Source organism: Clostridium sp. AF23-6LB, from assembly GCF_003461085.1.
GTDB lineage: Bacteria > Bacillota > Clostridia > Lachnospirales > Lachnospiraceae > Coprococcus > Coprococcus ammoniilyticus.
In genome coordinates, this window is sequence record NZ_QTWK01000001.1 from 826,120 (window position 1) to 840,010 (window position 13,891).

Consider the following 13,891-nt stretch of genomic DNA (forward strand, 5'->3'; position numbering starts at 1 on the left):
TTGTTCCCTACAAACTGAAATTTTCGAGTGTGTCGCTAAATTAGATTTTTTCATCAATTATCATTACTAAAATACTCATTTCTAAGTATGGAATAATAAACTTCATCCACAATACCTTGATTACAGGTTCCCGACTGCCTAATTATTCCTTCTTTTTTCATTCCCATTTTCTGCATTACACTTCCTGAGTTTGGATTACCTGCAGCATGCTTTGCATATACACGTTTGACTTTTACTTCTTCAAAAAAGAATTTTACCAATGCCCTTCCTGCTTCTGCAGTTATACCTTTTCCCCACCATCTGCTTCCAATACCATACCCGAGCTCCACACTTTCTGTTGCCTCATCGAGACTTACTACTGATATATCTCCAACCAGTTCATGCGAATCTTTTAACTCAATTGTCCAAAAATAGAAATCCTGCTTATCATACGATTCTATCCAATCAATTAGTAATTGCTTTGTCTCGTCGACATTTTTATGCGGTTGCCAACTTAAAAACTTTGTTACATCTTTTTCTGTTACCCAGTTTTTAAACATGATTTCTGCATCATCTAATACATGTCGTTTAAGAACTAATCTATCTGTTTCTATTCTAATTGTGCCCTTATGTTCCATACGCATCCTCCACCATCAAGAAAATTCCGATTTTCCAGTTTCCAAAAAGGATTTTTCAAATTAGTCTTTGCAAATAACCTTTGAACCTTCACCATCAATTACAATTCCCTGACGGTTGTTAATTGGGCATAGATTCAAATCCGAAAACTCAGTCATTATTTTCTCGGTAACTTTCTTAAATGGTGCTGTAAGATAATGCGGAAGAACATAGAAATCAATCAAATCAAGCCCTGCATCATCTTCTTGTGAGTAGTCCTCCGGCTTTTCATCCATTTGCTCGATATATTGGATGCTTGGAGCGCATATAATTGCGCCTGCCGACTCGCCGATCATCAATTTTCCATTTGCCAATTCCTTTTTTAGCAACCCATCAGTTCTTGTTTTACGGAGTTGGTCCATAAGAAAGAAAGAATTTCCGCCGGTAAAATATATCACATCTGCATCTTCAAAAACAGACTGTATCGTTGAATAAGCCTCCGTTGAAATATCAATTTCAGTTACGATTGCTCCCAACTTTTTGAATAATTTTCGAGCCGAGCCGACATAACCGGTGTAGCCTTCACGCAGCGAAGCTGTTGGAATAAATGCGACTTTTTTATTTTCAATTTCTTCCTTTATCAGACTTCCTACACTTGAAAAGTGCGAACATAAAAATAGTTTCATCAATATTCTCCTTTATAAATCCCGATTTTAATGTCTCTATTATACCATAATGATACTATTATAAAAAAGCAAAAAGAGCTCCTTCGAGCTCTTTTGGGTCAGTTCTGCAAACTTGAAGTTATAAAATCACAGTCCAAAACAGGGCACATCTTTTAACTGCAATACTTTATTCGTGAATTTCCAATGGTAGATTGTCAGGGTCATAAAAGAATGTCATTCTTTTACCTGTGTAAATATCAAGTCTAATCGGCTCAGTTATGATGCCCCTTTTATTCAATTCTCTTACGGTATTATCGACCGAGTCTACAGCAAAGGCAAGATGCCGGAGACCGTAAGCTTCTGGATAACTGGGGCGCTTCGGACAATTTTTAATAATAAAAAGTTCTAATTCCATCTCATCGAGTTGAAGATCAATTTTGTAATCATCACGTTCTGGTCTGTAATTTTCTCGAATAATAGAAAAACCTAATAGATCCACATAAAAATGCTTTGATTGCTCATAGTTGCTCCCAATAATGGCAATATGATGAACTTTTTTCAAATTCATGGTGTATTTACCTCTTTCCTACTTTGTTTGAATACATGAAATATAATATCATAAGAACGCATCTAATCAAACTTAAATACATTAAGCCCTGTTTCTTCATCATAAACTCTGTCAACTTTTCCATCAATGACCGTAATTACCATCTCACAGGTTGCACTCACGACAGCTCTGTTCAGATGCCCTCCAAACACTTCACCTTTCTCATTTCCGACACTCATATGAAGATGCGCATAATATTCTCCATCCATTGTATTGATCGTACCTGTCAGTGATGTAATTTCATAATACCCTTTAAAACTGTTTGAGTAATATTTCTTCTCATCTGTCTTATATACTCCGATTGTAAAATCATTGTTTTGTTTCTCCCTTCTGGAATTTCTATTTGTGTTGCCATGTCATTACATAATCTTTTTCTCCGGTAGCCTCATCTAAGCCACTATGCTGAATCTCAAATCCTTCTCTCTTATAAAAGGATATTGCCCGTGCGTTCTTTTGGTATACGTTCAAGAACAACTTATTCCTTTTATCTTTTGCATAATTCAGCAGAATTTTACCTATGCCTTGCGATTGCATTTCACCAGAAACAAAAATGCCCTCAACATATTCATCATTTAACCCTATAAAACCCTGTATTTCTGTATCATACTCATACACATAAACCTCTGCTTGTGACAGTGCTTCTTTTACTGATTTGAAATTGCTTTTCCAGTATTCGGCGGAGATAAAATTATGTGCCTTTATATTTGTATCCAACCATATATCTGCAACTTTATTTATATCATCCCTTTGAAATTCTCTAATCATAACAGTGACTCTCCATAAACTTGAAGTTGTTGCTCTCTTTATTGTAAAAAAACAACCATTTCATAATCTGACAAAATTTTTCTAAAAATAAAACAAATCTTCAAATTTCTTTTCCAAAGCAAAACACAATAATAATGCTAGCTTTGCAGTAGGGTTAAATTGTCCCGTCTCAATCGAACTAATTGTATTACGAGATACACCTACCAAATCAGCCAATGCAGCCTGTGATAATTTTTTTTCAGTTCGAGCTTCTTTAATATTATTTTTCAATTCAAGTGAATCATTCATAATTAATGCCCCATGCAAAATCTAACAATTGCCATAATCGCTGTTGCAAACATAATAACTGATATAACCAAATGTTCTTTATTCCGTGTTTTAATAAATCGATATGTCATTGCTGCACACACCGAACCACTAACAGTTGCACATAAGTCCATCATAGGTAAACCTTGTTCTGATCGAATAAAGGAAAATACAGATGCCATAATCACCATAACAATATATGACCACATCATAGACTTATCTTTTACTTGAAGTTCTCTTTCATCCAATTTTTCATCCTGTGCTCTTTTTAAAATTTCTTTTCTTTCCATAATCCAATCTCCTTTGCCAAGTTTTATTTGCAACAAAAGCATAACATTGCCAAGTACACTTGTCAAGTTTTTGTCAAGTTTTATTTGCAATAAAAGGTAGACTTTATCAAGTCTACCATGATATTTTTTCCTCTGGATTAGACTCAGCAATCATCAATGTTATCGCTACCAATGCACCATCACTTATCCTTTTCTGTCCCTTTTTATAAAGTGCATTATTTCCAGCTAAAAATTTGAATTAACACGATATCCTACTGAAAGTATCATGTTAAGATTATATATCTTGGGTTTTCTTCCTCCAGAACTTTTATTGGAAAAACCGACAGAAGTCTCATCTAATTCTCCTGAAGAAAGAATATTGGAAATATGCTCACTCACTGTAGCACGCTTAACATCAAATAATTAATCGCATCTTCAACAGTCATACATGGAGCATACTCCTACAACTTAAAACTTACTGCACTTTTTCACTAAGTTTTAATTCCTTATAGTTGCATATCAAACTCCGAAAAAATAAAGACGACCAGTCTTATCATAAAACCAATCATCTTTATTTATTCGTATATTGTATTTTGTATCTCATCCTTTGGACAAAATCGAATCATTTCTACGTTCTCTCTAAACCGGAAGTTTACGGTCTACCACTATTAGTTCATAAAAATATGCATCAGAAATCCGATTAATACGCAAACAACAAATGTTATCAGTGCACTACCTATAACTAAAAAAATCTTCTGATATGGGCGTTTACCTATTTCTCTCTGCTTTTGTATATCATCCAATAGTTTCCCCTCAGAAAATGCAACAATTTCTTTATAGGTTTGAACATCATTATCTTTTTTTACCTTTTCAACCTGAAAGGCAAAGTACATAGAGAGTGCCCAAATGATTCCCCAAGGGATGAATGCCCAAACGCCAAGCCACATAAATAGCGGAACTGCCGAAACTGCAGTGACAATCAGCATTTTAGTGTAGATTTTTCCATAGCGGTTCATTTTCCCAATTTGAGATTGTTTGTCTTGAAACATAAACTCGATCGGCTAACTTCTCTTGGGATAATTGTACTTCCTGACGATGTTTTTTTATTTGTTTTCCGAGTTCCATCTCTTCACCTCCTGGTATACTCATACTAATCAAAAAGTCATATTTTCGCTATCAAAGGACATTGACATCAAGGTTTTTAGCGTGTCAAAAGTCTTTTACATTCCAGGTCGGCGATATAGCAAGTTCTTTGTCCTCACTTTTCGGATTCACAACCCCCTATAAAAACGCCAATATTCTCTCCACTACAAACACTGTCACACAGGCGGCAGCCGCTACAACTACCAGCCCTTTTTCACGGATACCAAGGATAACCGCTACGACAAATCCTGCAATCGCACTGATAACACTTTCCGTACTGTAGAAAATCGCCGGAAGGGTAAGTGCCGTCAGGCAGGCATATGGCACATAGTATAAAAACGAACTTAAAAACCGATTCTCTATCTTTTTTCTGAATAACACCAATGGCACTGCACGGATCAGATATGTGACAACCGCCATTGCGATAATATATGTATATATACTCATCTCTATTCTTCTCCTTTTTTCTTAACCGGTGCAACGATCGCACCGATTGCTGCTGCCGCTACTGTACATATAACGATCGATATTCCGGTCGAGATAAAGTGGAATATCGGAACATAATATAAAAGGATACTGAACAAAGCTGCAACGCATACCACAAATAACACAGATTTTGACTTCTTGGCAACCGGAACAACGATTGCCACGAACATGCCATAAAGTGCAAGACTGAGTGCGCTGCACACAGACTTTGGAAGCAGCCCGCTGGCTACTGCTCCGGCAAATGTACCACCGCCCCAGCCAAGGATCGGAAGGATCTGAAGTCCTAACATATACGGAAAGGTCACTTCTTTGAAATATCCCATTGCAACTGCAAAGATCTCATCTGTATTTGCAAATGCGATGATCAGACGCTTCCAGATGCCTACATCGTCAGCTAACTTCTGCGTAAGTGAAAGACTCATCAGACCATATCTCAGATTGATAATAAGCTGGGTAAGGATCACCTCAAGGATCGTTCCCCCGGCAATGATGATCTGAAGTCCGGCAAACTGACCGGCACTTGTAACATTTGTAACGCTGGTAAGAACTGCCTGAAAGACACTGAGTCCGCCTTTGATCGCAAGAATACCAAAACTAAAACTAACTGCAAAATACCCCAGGGCGATCGGGATTCCATCCTTCAGCCCATTTTTAAATTCATTCATTTGTACTACTTACTCCATATTACTTTTTTTCATAATCAACCTGCATCAGGCACAAGCCCTGTGGTGGTGCGGTCGGCCCTGCGAGCTGTCTGCACCGGCCTGTAAGCACCTCTTCCATGTATGCCGGTTCCATTCTGCCTGCCCCGACCTCTACCAGAGTACCGGTCAGGATACGAACCATATTCTGTAAGAATCCGGCTCCGTGGAAATCAAGAATCACATAATCGCCATCTTCCTTAATATCGATCGCAAATAACTTCCGAACCGTCGATTTCTTCATCTGCTTATTGCCACAGAAGCTCTTGAAATCATGTTCACCGACCAGATAAGCTGCTGCCTTTCGCATCCGTTCACAGTCGATCGTCTCACCCTCATCCAGAGTCCAGACGTATTTCCGGTCAAATACCGGCTTCAGCCTGCCACAATAGATCGTGTAACGGTAGTGCTTGCCCTTTGCATTAAATCTTGCATGAAACCGTTCTGCTGCCGGAGTAACCTCCAAAATGCAGATATCATCCGGCAGATAATGATTCATATAATCTCGGATCTCCTCCGGTGTCTTATCTGTCGGAACCGGGCCGCTTGCGACCATTGCCCTTGCATGCACACCTGCATCGGTTCTTCCCGCTCCGTTGATCCGTACTTCTTCGCCTGCCATCAGGGAAAGCACTGATTCGATCTTTCCCTGTACGGTCACAACGTCTTTTTTATGTTCCCACCCATGATATCTCGTTCCATCATAGGCGATCAGAAATCTGTAATTCTGCATAATCGTTTCCTTTTCTACACGGCGTTTATATCCTTGATCGTGCCATTCTCATAATCTCTCGCATTGTCCAGTGTGGTACGGCTGATTGCTTCCAGTGCTTCTTCCGTCAGGAAGCCCTGATGGGAGGTTACGATGACATTCGGGAATGACAGCAGTCTTGCCGTGATCGAGGATTCCAGAATATCATCCTCACGATTCTCAAATACATTATTTGTTTCTTCCTCATACACATCCAGACCGATACCGAAGAATTTCTTATTTCGATTTCCCGTGATCAGATCCTCCGTCTTGATCAGGGCGCCTCTCGATGTATTTACAAGGATCACATTATCCTTCATCTTATTGATCGTCTCTGTGCAGATCATATGGTACGAATCATCTGTCAGCGGACAGTGAAGGGAGATCAGATCACTGGTCGATAACAGCGTATCCAGATCCACATACTCTACAAAATCCAGGGATGGATTCCGGTACATATCATATGCCTGAACCTTCATACCAAATCCATGACAAATCCGGCACATAGCCGCTCCGATCTTACCGGTTCCGATGATACCCGCGGTCTTGCCATAGAAGTTCATACCTGTAAGACCTACCAGACTGAAATTATTCTCACGAACCTTGATATAGCTCTTATGGATTCTTCTGGTAACCGCAAGTGCCAATGCCATCGCATGCTCTGCAACCGCCTCCGGTGAATAACCCGGAACACGGAGCACCGTGATACCACAACGGTTTGCTGCATCCAGATCTACATTATTGAATCCGGCACAGCGCATTAACACTAATTTTACACCATTTTCAGCCAGACACTCAACTACTTTTTCACTGACATCGGAACTTACAAATGCACAGATCGCATCATATCCTTTTGCAAGAGCTGCTGTTCTCGGCGAAAGGTCTGCTTCTAAAAACTCTACCTCCAGATCTGAATATTCCGGTAATATCTTTTCAAATGAATCTCTGTCATATTTCTTCGTATCATAAAATAAAATCTTCATATTCCATATCCTCCTATCATATCCTGCTGCCAGACATCTGTAAAAGCATCGTATACTGCCATATTTTCGCTTATTTTTCGGTATGCCTGTATAATTCTATATTTCTGCAACTATTATTTACATTTCATTGCCATTTTATCACAACATCCATGTATTTACACAAATAAAATTATCTATTACAAATCGTTTCTCATCACCCAACACTCTTTACAGATAAAAAGAGATCATCCTGTATCTTTTACCGATACAAAACAATCTCTTTTCTCACAGGAATTGTCTTCTGATTCTTTCAATCCTTCTGATCATTCCTGTTCATATTATTTATTACTTATTGTTTTTTGTAGTTGTCGTAATTTTCTTGTCACTGCTTTTTTTCGTTTTCTTTTTGTCCTTCTTTTTATCCTTTTTTCCGGCCGATTGTTTATTTATTTTTTCAGCCTCAACGGTTGTCTGAGTCTGTTCGCCATTCTCATCTACCGTAATAACAGTTGCAGGATTCTTCATATACTTTTTGTATACCTTATACTGTTTATTCCAGTCAGTATACCGGGAGTCTTTTTTCTTATTTTCAAATGAATAATGTTTTGAAATATATTTTCCTATCTCTCTTGTTACTTTTCTTGCACCGTAACAGTTCAGATGTTTTCCGCCATCTCTGGTATCTGTTCCCCAGTTGATCTTATTTTTGCCCTTTACCGTATTCAGATCAAGGAATGGGATTCCTAATTTCTTCGCATACTGTGTCATACCATTATGTTTTTTATAATTCCATGAGCTTGCTGTCGGCATCTCAACAAACATAACTTCAACATTGTTTTCTTTGCAGATATCCAGGAACATCTTAAGAAAAATTCTGGAAGACTTCGGTACCGGTTCAATATCCTTTGTCTCTACCATCTTATCTTCACCTGTATAAGCCATAACCGTTCTGCTCAGATACTGACCTCTTGTACTGGAACGATAAGTATATGATTTTTTCTTAAAGCTGTCCTTAAGTGCCAGTGTTTTCCACCTGTCATGATACTTCATGATCGGAATATATTTATAGATCAGGGATTTGACATTTCCCTCTACTCTGGATACCTGTGTCTTACCTTGCCACAACAGATCCACATCCAAAACAACCAGCTTCGGTTTCTGGCAGGTCAGTACTTCCTGAAGGACATTGACTGTCTCTGCAATATTCTGCGCTCCCTCCGCCGCAACATAGGTTGGAATTCCATAGTTCTTCCACATCATCATTGGAGAGTAGGCACTGTATGCGTTACTGTTTCCCATGACAACAACATCCAGCGAATTTCTCGGTTCTCCATAGAAGCCTCTGGCATTCGGATTTGACAAACCACCTTCCGGGTCACTGGTCTTCGGATAGAACACAACCGACAGAACTCCCATCAGTACACAGAAAATGATGAAAAACAGGATACATTTTATTATATTTTTTGTTTTGTCTTTTTTCATATCGTTCACCATCTATCCTAAAATTGTGCGTATATAAAGCCTGCGACTTCATATCCGCTTCCATATGCTCCAAGGATGATCACGGAAAAGATCAGTCCATAATATAATACCCAACGGAATACAATATTCTTTGTTGCAATATCTTCTCTGATATGACGTCCCTGTTCCTGATACAAGCCAACCAACAGCAACACAATTGCTCCAAAAAGCAGTAACAGGAAATCACTCATACCAATCCGGACATCAAACAATTCACCATAACGGATCGGATCCCATGACAGATTCCGGAACATCGATATAAACATCTGTCCGAAGATCTTCAGATCATCTGCACGGAACATCAGCATACCGATATTAACAAAGATAAAGGTTCTCACAACCTGAAGAGCCTTATAGATCTTACCTTCGCGGTTCACATGCATTTTTTCAAATAATTTTCTGAATAATGGTTCTGTCAAAAGTCCGAGGATCATGATCAGACAGTAATAAATACCGTACATGACATACTTCCAGCTTGCTCCATGCCAGATACCGGTTCCAAACCATACTGCAAGCATGGCAATAGAGGTCGGGATCAGGGTTGCAAAGAACGCATTGAACTTCTCTCTTGTCTTCTTGCTCAGCTTCATAAATGCCTTGGATAGAGAGATGGTATAGAATACATAATCCTTAAACCATGCACCAAGTGTCATGTGCCATCTTCTCCAGAACTCGCTGACTGTCTTTGATATAAACGGTCTTGCAAAGTTTTCTGACATCTCGATGCCAAACATCTGCGCACTACCGCGGACGATATCCATACAACCGGAGAACTCTGCATACAACTGTAAGGTGTACAACAGCATTCCTATGATGACATACAGTCCATCATACTGATCATGGAAATTAAAAATCTGATTTACATACATATTTGCACGGTCAGCAATTACAATCTTCTTAAACAGGCCCCAGAACACAAGCTGAAGTCCCATCGTTGCATTTTTATAATCAAACGGATGTCCTTCATATACCTGATCTCCCAGCAGATCAAAACGTCCGATCGGGCCTTCCACGATATGTGGGAAGAATACCAGGAACAAAGCAACCTTTCCAAGATTATCGGAGGCTTTGTATTTACCACGGTATACATCTACAATGTAGCTGATCGCCGATAAGGTGTAGAACGAGATACCAAGCGGCAGCATCATATTCTGCATTGGATTGGATATCTTAATATGGAAAATACTTAATATATCACAGAACACCTGTCCGAAGAATACGGAATATTTCAGATATACAAGAATACCAAGATTTAATAATACAATAGATACACAGACACATTTTTTCTGCCATCCGATGATCGACTTGAATTCCTTTTTATTTTCCTTTGGCAAGGCTTTCTTTGCCATACTGAAGCCATCATCAATCTTATTCAGCAGCAGACCGCCAAAATAAATCGACAAGGTACTAAACAATATAAATACAATATATTTTCCGGAATTAATAAAATAGAACAGATAACTGAATATCAGCAGAACCTTCCATTTGTGCTTTAATGGCACGATCGAGTAGAAAAAGAAGGATCCCATCAATATAAATCCCAAATAAGCTATAGATGTATAAGACATTTTTTTCTCCCTATCACTGATACCGAAAATCTACCGGGCAGCCATTTTCTGTATGTATTACAAAAGACCGTCCGGTTTATTCCCAGTATTTCTTTTTTCCTCAGTCTGTAAACTAATTAATCATCACTGAGTCTCTGGATCATATCATAGATCGTCTGAACTGTTTTGAAGTTCTCTGGAACGATATCTACAGGTGTGATCTCGATATCAAATGCATCATTTAATTCCATAACAAGTGTTACCATTGTGATGGAATCTAAGACGCCATGGCCGATCAGGTCTGTATCATTTTCAAAATCAACACCTGGTTTTACTTCGTTTAAAATCTCTAATAATTCATCCATTTCTTTTTCCTCATTTCTTATAATTTATAGTTATTTTTCAACCACTTACGATCAATTTTTCCATTTTGATTGTGTGGCATACTCTTCACTCTTACAAACTGGTTCGGTTCCATATAATGTGGAACTTTTTTCTTGAATTCCCCAAGCAGGAATGCATCATCCAGTTTCTTACCTTCATATATAAATACGATCTTATCCTCTGCATCATCGTAGATACATGCATAGCTTCGGATACCTTCGATTGCACCGGCAGCCGCTTCGATCTCGCCGAGCTCGATACGGTAACCCATATGTTTGATCTGATAATCTTTTCTTGATATATAGACCAGTTCGCCATATTTATTATATTTTACAAGATCACCTGTCTTGTAGATCAGTTCCGGATAATTCGGGTTTAACGGATTCTGGACAAAGGCTTCTTTTGTCTTTTCTTCATTTCCATAATATCCAAGAGCGACAAAGGAACCTCTGGCATATAATTCACCTTCTGCACTGAAGCCTGTCTCCGGATTGATCTCCGGCGAAACCACCTTGCCATCTTCTCCAAGTACAAATACATCACAGTTGTTACATGCATTTCCCATTGGAAGTGGCTCATCGTCACGAAACTTTCTGTTTACCACATAGTAGGTACAAATATCGGTTGTCTCTGTCGGGCCAAACAGGTTTGCATACATGGCATCCGGCAGATTCTCGATCCAGTAATTCAATGGTCTTGTCGGCATAACCTCGCCTGCAAATAACACTTTTTTCAGATCCGGAAGCTTAGCATACTGGAACATCTTATAATTTGCAATGATTGAAAGCGCCGATGGAACCCAGTAGATCGTATTAACCTTTTTCTCATTCAGGAATTCCATGAGCTTAATTGGGAATGAAAAATATGCTTTTGGTATTATATACAATGTTGCGCCATTTTTCAATGTGCTATATAAATCTGAAACAGACATACTAAAATAAAATGGGGTCTGATTTCCAAATATTGTTGTCTCGTTGATATCAAAGGCTTCTGTATACCATGTAATATAAGAAAGAATATTTGCATGTGATATAACCGCACCCTTTGGAACACCTGTCGAACCGGAAGTAAATAATGCATACACCGGATCCGTATCGATCATATTGGCTCTTACCTTTGACAGACAACTCTGGTCTGCTTCCTGATCCATCTCATCCAGATTGAAAATCTTTGGTGCATAGCCCTTGCCGTCCTCTGTTTCAACATGCAGTTCTTTTGCTTTATCGAGATGCTTATTATCGGTTATGGCAGCCTCCGGTTTCAATGCCTTTAAGATCTTATTCACTCTGTCAACCGGCATCTCCGCATCTATGACCACATAAAAGTTTCCGCTATATACAGCACCCATGAATGCTGCCACACTCTTCGGCTCCTTATCAAGAAGTACAACAACCGGACGATTCTTGCATCCGCCAAGTCCCTGATATAACCATGCTCCAACCTGTTTTGCAGCTTTCTCCAGTTCTTTATAAGTGAGTCCTCCGTTAACATCGGCAACTGCTAATTTGTCTGGATATTTAGCTACTGAGCCTTCAATAAATTCAAGTACATTCTTCATATCTTTCTTTACCGGAACCTGTCCGGACCTCCTTTATTCCACGATTGCAAATACAAGTGTTACTGTATATTGCCCTTTCTTCTCTTTTACTGAAAAGTCTATGTTCATTTCCTGTGCAATTTTCTCACAGGTCTTAATTCCTATCCTTGTGCTTTCTGCTTCATTTCTGTTTTTGCTTATATGATTACTGATCACCAATGTTACCTTCGTATCCGATGTACTGTACTTAATATCTACCGGTTTGCTGTAATCCGAATATTTTCTTATATTCGTAAATATATTATCAAACAACCGTTTCAGATATGGGGCATCAATCTGTATCTTCGGTGAATTATCCTCCGTCTTAATCTGGAATGTAATTCCTTTTTCTTCTAACAGACACATATATTCACCGATCATCTGTTGGAAAAATTCTTTTGCCGGAAACTTTTCCATCTTCAGTTCATCCGTATGTCCGGAATATACGAAGAAGTAACGGAACAGCTTATCTGACAGATCTTTTAACTGCCCTGCCTTATCCACGCAGATATCAACGTACTGCTTATACTCTTCTTCCGAATCAAATTCACTTGTTTCCAGAAGATCCAGATACCCATTCAATACCGTAAGCGGTGTCCGGATATCATGTGCCATTGCTGTGACAAGATCCCGGTTCGCCTGCCAGGCTTCTTTTTCTTTGCTCATCTGCTGAATGATCGAATTTCTCATACTGTCAATATTATCCGCCAGCACATAGATCTCATCATTTCCGGATTTTGTGATAGCTGCATTGATATCGTTCTTTTTGATTCTGGATACCTCCCGTGTCAAACGTCTTACACGCTTTACCACACGACCGTTATAGATCATAACAAACATCATAAAGATAAACGAGCACACCAGAAAACCAATTGTCATCCAGAAATAGTAAACTCTTTTCTCTGAGTAATCCACGATACAGACATCATACAGACCATCCTCGAACCGCACAGAATAAAATGCATAATTTCCATACTGAGATGCTAATTCTTCTACATCTGAAGTATCGACCGGATTTGTTTCTTTATATTCTGACTCAGAAGATGCTATATCATTGCCAACATTTTCATTTGTCTTTTCTGTCTGTCTCTTATATTCTTTTTTCTTCCTGTAAATCTCAACCAGCCGTTTGTTTTTAATATTATTCAGCATCTGCTTCTTGTCTTCTTCAGACTCTGCAAGCTTTCTGCCCTTCTTGTTTCCATTTGTTATCTTATTAAAAAAACGCTCCATCGCGGTACGTCTTTTCTGTTTTGTTGAATCATATATTACATTCTCATTCTGATATACAAGAAGATATACACTTCCCTCTTCCTGCTGCCATCTGAGAATAGCATTCATATCTGTTGATTTTACCTTATTATCCCTGACATAATCGGAAAAGCGGTCGATCTTCTCGTCTGTTCGCCGGGCTGTGGCTGTCTCGTCCAGATACTTTTTGTCAATTATATATACTGTAGTTTTCAGCCAGACGAAGAACAAACCGACTGCAAGTAACAGACTTCCTGCAATAACCAGAACCAGCTTCGTATTTAAAGTAAGCTTCTCGTCTGTTCTTTTTTCCCGTCTATTCTTTTGTCTCGTTTCTCTGTCTTTCATTCCGTCTGACCTTTT

At 38.8% G+C, this 13,891-nt stretch carries 18 protein-coding genes; all 18 read right to left on the reverse strand.

The genetic code is table 11. The features are described 5' to 3' along the window. Positions 1-53: 53 nt before the first annotated feature. The 18 genes from DWY07_RS03790 to DWY07_RS03875 all read right to left on the reverse strand — a co-directional run bounded on the left by DWY07_RS03790 (position 54) and on the right by DWY07_RS03875 (position 13,876). Entirely contained in the window at positions 54-617 is a 564-nt protein-coding gene (locus DWY07_RS03790; protein WP_015534086.1) for a GNAT family N-acetyltransferase, read from the reverse strand. A gap of 60 nt (positions 618-677) precedes the next feature. Further along, entirely contained in the window at positions 678-1,280 is a 603-nt protein-coding gene (locus tag DWY07_RS03795; protein ID WP_117822232.1) for a Type 1 glutamine amidotransferase-like domain-containing protein, read from the reverse strand. 166 nt (positions 1,281-1,446) lie between these two features. Then, positions 1,447-1,827, reverse strand: coding sequence for a VOC family protein (locus tag DWY07_RS03800; RefSeq protein ID WP_008402179.1), 381 nt, complete (start codon positions 1,825-1,827; stop codon positions 1,447-1,449). Positions 1,828-1,889: 62 nt separating this feature from the next. Next, complete coding sequence (locus DWY07_RS03805; protein WP_330584435.1) at positions 1,890-2,168, reverse strand: PPC domain-containing DNA-binding protein; 279 nt, start codon at positions 2,166-2,168, stop codon at positions 1,890-1,892. A gap of 37 nt (positions 2,169-2,205) precedes the next feature. Continuing rightward, positions 2,206-2,631: an N-acetyltransferase gene (locus tag DWY07_RS03810; protein ID WP_117822233.1), complete on the reverse strand. Its 426-nt coding sequence runs from the start codon at positions 2,629-2,631 to the stop codon at positions 2,206-2,208. Between the two features lie 81 nt (positions 2,632-2,712). Continuing rightward, positions 2,713-2,919, reverse strand: a complete 207-nt coding sequence (locus DWY07_RS03815; protein ID WP_117808274.1) for a helix-turn-helix transcriptional regulator — start codon at positions 2,917-2,919, stop codon at positions 2,713-2,715. Positions 2,920-2,921: 2 nt separating this feature from the next. Next, positions 2,922-3,227, reverse strand: coding sequence for a DUF6442 family protein (locus DWY07_RS03820; protein ID WP_147340238.1), 306 nt, complete (start codon positions 3,225-3,227; stop codon positions 2,922-2,924). A 647-nt stretch (positions 3,228-3,874) separates the two neighbouring features. After that, on the reverse strand, positions 3,875-4,255 hold the full coding sequence (locus tag DWY07_RS03830) for a hypothetical protein (protein ID WP_347465154.1): 381 nt from the start codon (positions 4,253-4,255) through the stop codon (positions 3,875-3,877). Next, entirely contained in the window at positions 4,194-4,355 is a 162-nt protein-coding gene (locus DWY07_RS13570; RefSeq protein WP_334299232.1) for a helix-turn-helix transcriptional regulator, read from the reverse strand. The genes DWY07_RS03830 and DWY07_RS13570 overlap by 62 nt, the downstream gene beginning before the upstream one ends. Before the next feature lie 132 nt (positions 4,356-4,487). Beyond that, positions 4,488-4,796: an AzlD domain-containing protein gene (locus DWY07_RS03835; protein WP_117808272.1), complete on the reverse strand. Its 309-nt coding sequence runs from the start codon at positions 4,794-4,796 to the stop codon at positions 4,488-4,490. A 2-nt stretch (positions 4,797-4,798) separates the two neighbouring features. Beyond that, positions 4,799-5,500 carry an AzlC family ABC transporter permease gene (locus tag DWY07_RS03840; protein ID WP_008402167.1) on the reverse strand — a complete coding sequence of 234 codons (702 nt, stop codon included), beginning with the start codon at positions 5,498-5,500 and terminating at the stop codon, positions 4,799-4,801. 19 nt (positions 5,501-5,519) lie between these two features. Next, complete coding sequence (gene truA / locus DWY07_RS03845; RefSeq protein WP_117808270.1) at positions 5,520-6,269, reverse strand: tRNA pseudouridine(38-40) synthase TruA; 750 nt, start codon at positions 6,267-6,269, stop codon at positions 5,520-5,522. Positions 6,270-6,283: 14 nt separating this feature from the next. Then, on the reverse strand, positions 6,284-7,270 hold the full coding sequence (locus DWY07_RS03850) for a 2-hydroxyacid dehydrogenase (protein WP_117822234.1): 987 nt from the start codon (positions 7,268-7,270) through the stop codon (positions 6,284-6,286). A 324-nt stretch (positions 7,271-7,594) separates the two neighbouring features. Further along, positions 7,595-8,731, reverse strand: coding sequence for an SGNH/GDSL hydrolase family protein (locus DWY07_RS03855; RefSeq protein WP_242996097.1), 1,137 nt, complete (start codon positions 8,729-8,731; stop codon positions 7,595-7,597). 17 nt (positions 8,732-8,748) lie between these two features. Next, the gene (locus tag DWY07_RS03860; protein WP_117822235.1) at positions 8,749-10,338 is read right to left on the reverse strand and encodes an MBOAT family O-acyltransferase; all 1,590 of its coding nucleotides are present in this window, start codon (positions 10,336-10,338) and stop codon (positions 8,749-8,751) included. 116 nt (positions 10,339-10,454) lie between these two features. Next, complete coding sequence (locus DWY07_RS03865) at positions 10,455-10,682, reverse strand: acyl carrier protein (RefSeq protein ID WP_021943190.1); 228 nt, start codon at positions 10,680-10,682, stop codon at positions 10,455-10,457. 17 nt (positions 10,683-10,699) lie between these two features. Next, on the reverse strand, positions 10,700-12,259 hold the full coding sequence (locus DWY07_RS03870; protein WP_117822236.1) for an AMP-binding protein: 1,560 nt from the start codon (positions 12,257-12,259) through the stop codon (positions 10,700-10,702). A gap of 33 nt (positions 12,260-12,292) precedes the next feature. After that, a complete protein-coding gene (locus tag DWY07_RS03875; protein WP_117822237.1) occupies positions 12,293-13,876 on the reverse strand; it encodes a HAMP domain-containing sensor histidine kinase in 1,584 nt (527 codons plus the stop codon). Positions 13,877-13,891 lie beyond the last annotated feature (15 nt).

Coding starts and splice junctions, on each gene's coding strand:
- DWY07_RS03790 (WP_015534086.1), bottom strand. CDS start 617: ATGGAACATAAGGGCACAATTAGAATAGAAACAGATAGATTAGTTCTT.
- DWY07_RS03795 (WP_117822232.1), bottom strand. CDS start 1,280: ATGAAACTATTTTTATGTTCGCACTTTTCAAGTGTAGGAAGTCTGATA.
- DWY07_RS03800 (WP_008402179.1), bottom strand. CDS start 1,827: ATGAATTTGAAAAAAGTTCATCATATTGCCATTATTGGGAGCAACTAT.
- DWY07_RS03810 (WP_117822233.1), bottom strand. CDS start 2,631: ATGATTAGAGAATTTCAAAGGGATGATATAAATAAAGTTGCAGATATA.
- DWY07_RS03815 (WP_117808274.1), bottom strand. CDS start 2,919: ATGAATGATTCACTTGAATTGAAAAATAATATTAAAGAAGCTCGAACT.
- DWY07_RS03820 (WP_147340238.1), bottom strand. CDS start 3,227: ATGGAAAGAAAAGAAATTTTAAAAAGAGCACAGGATGAAAAATTGGAT.
- DWY07_RS03830 (WP_347465154.1), bottom strand. CDS start 4,255: ATGTTTCAAGACAAACAATCTCAAATTGGGAAAATGAACCGCTATGGA.
- DWY07_RS13570 (WP_334299232.1), bottom strand. CDS start 4,355: ATGAGTATACCAGGAGGTGAAGAGATGGAACTCGGAAAACAAATAAAA.
- DWY07_RS03835 (WP_117808272.1), bottom strand. CDS start 4,796: ATGAGTATATATACATATATTATCGCAATGGCGGTTGTCACATATCTG.
- DWY07_RS03840 (WP_008402167.1), bottom strand. CDS start 5,500: ATGAATGAATTTAAAAATGGGCTGAAGGATGGAATCCCGATCGCCCTG.
- truA (WP_117808270.1), bottom strand. CDS start 6,269: ATGCAGAATTACAGATTTCTGATCGCCTATGATGGAACGAGATATCAT.
- DWY07_RS03850 (WP_117822234.1), bottom strand. CDS start 7,270: ATGAAGATTTTATTTTATGATACGAAGAAATATGACAGAGATTCATTT.
- DWY07_RS03855 (WP_242996097.1), bottom strand. CDS start 8,731: ATGAAAAAAGACAAAACAAAAAATATAATAAAATGTATCCTGTTTTTC.
- DWY07_RS03860 (WP_117822235.1), bottom strand. CDS start 10,338: ATGTCTTATACATCTATAGCTTATTTGGGATTTATATTGATGGGATCC.
- DWY07_RS03865 (WP_021943190.1), bottom strand. CDS start 10,682: ATGGATGAATTATTAGAGATTTTAAACGAAGTAAAACCAGGTGTTGAT.
- DWY07_RS03870 (WP_117822236.1), bottom strand. CDS start 12,259: ATGAAGAATGTACTTGAATTTATTGAAGGCTCAGTAGCTAAATATCCA.
- DWY07_RS03875 (WP_117822237.1), bottom strand. CDS start 13,876: ATGAAAGACAGAGAAACGAGACAAAAGAATAGACGGGAAAAAAGAACA.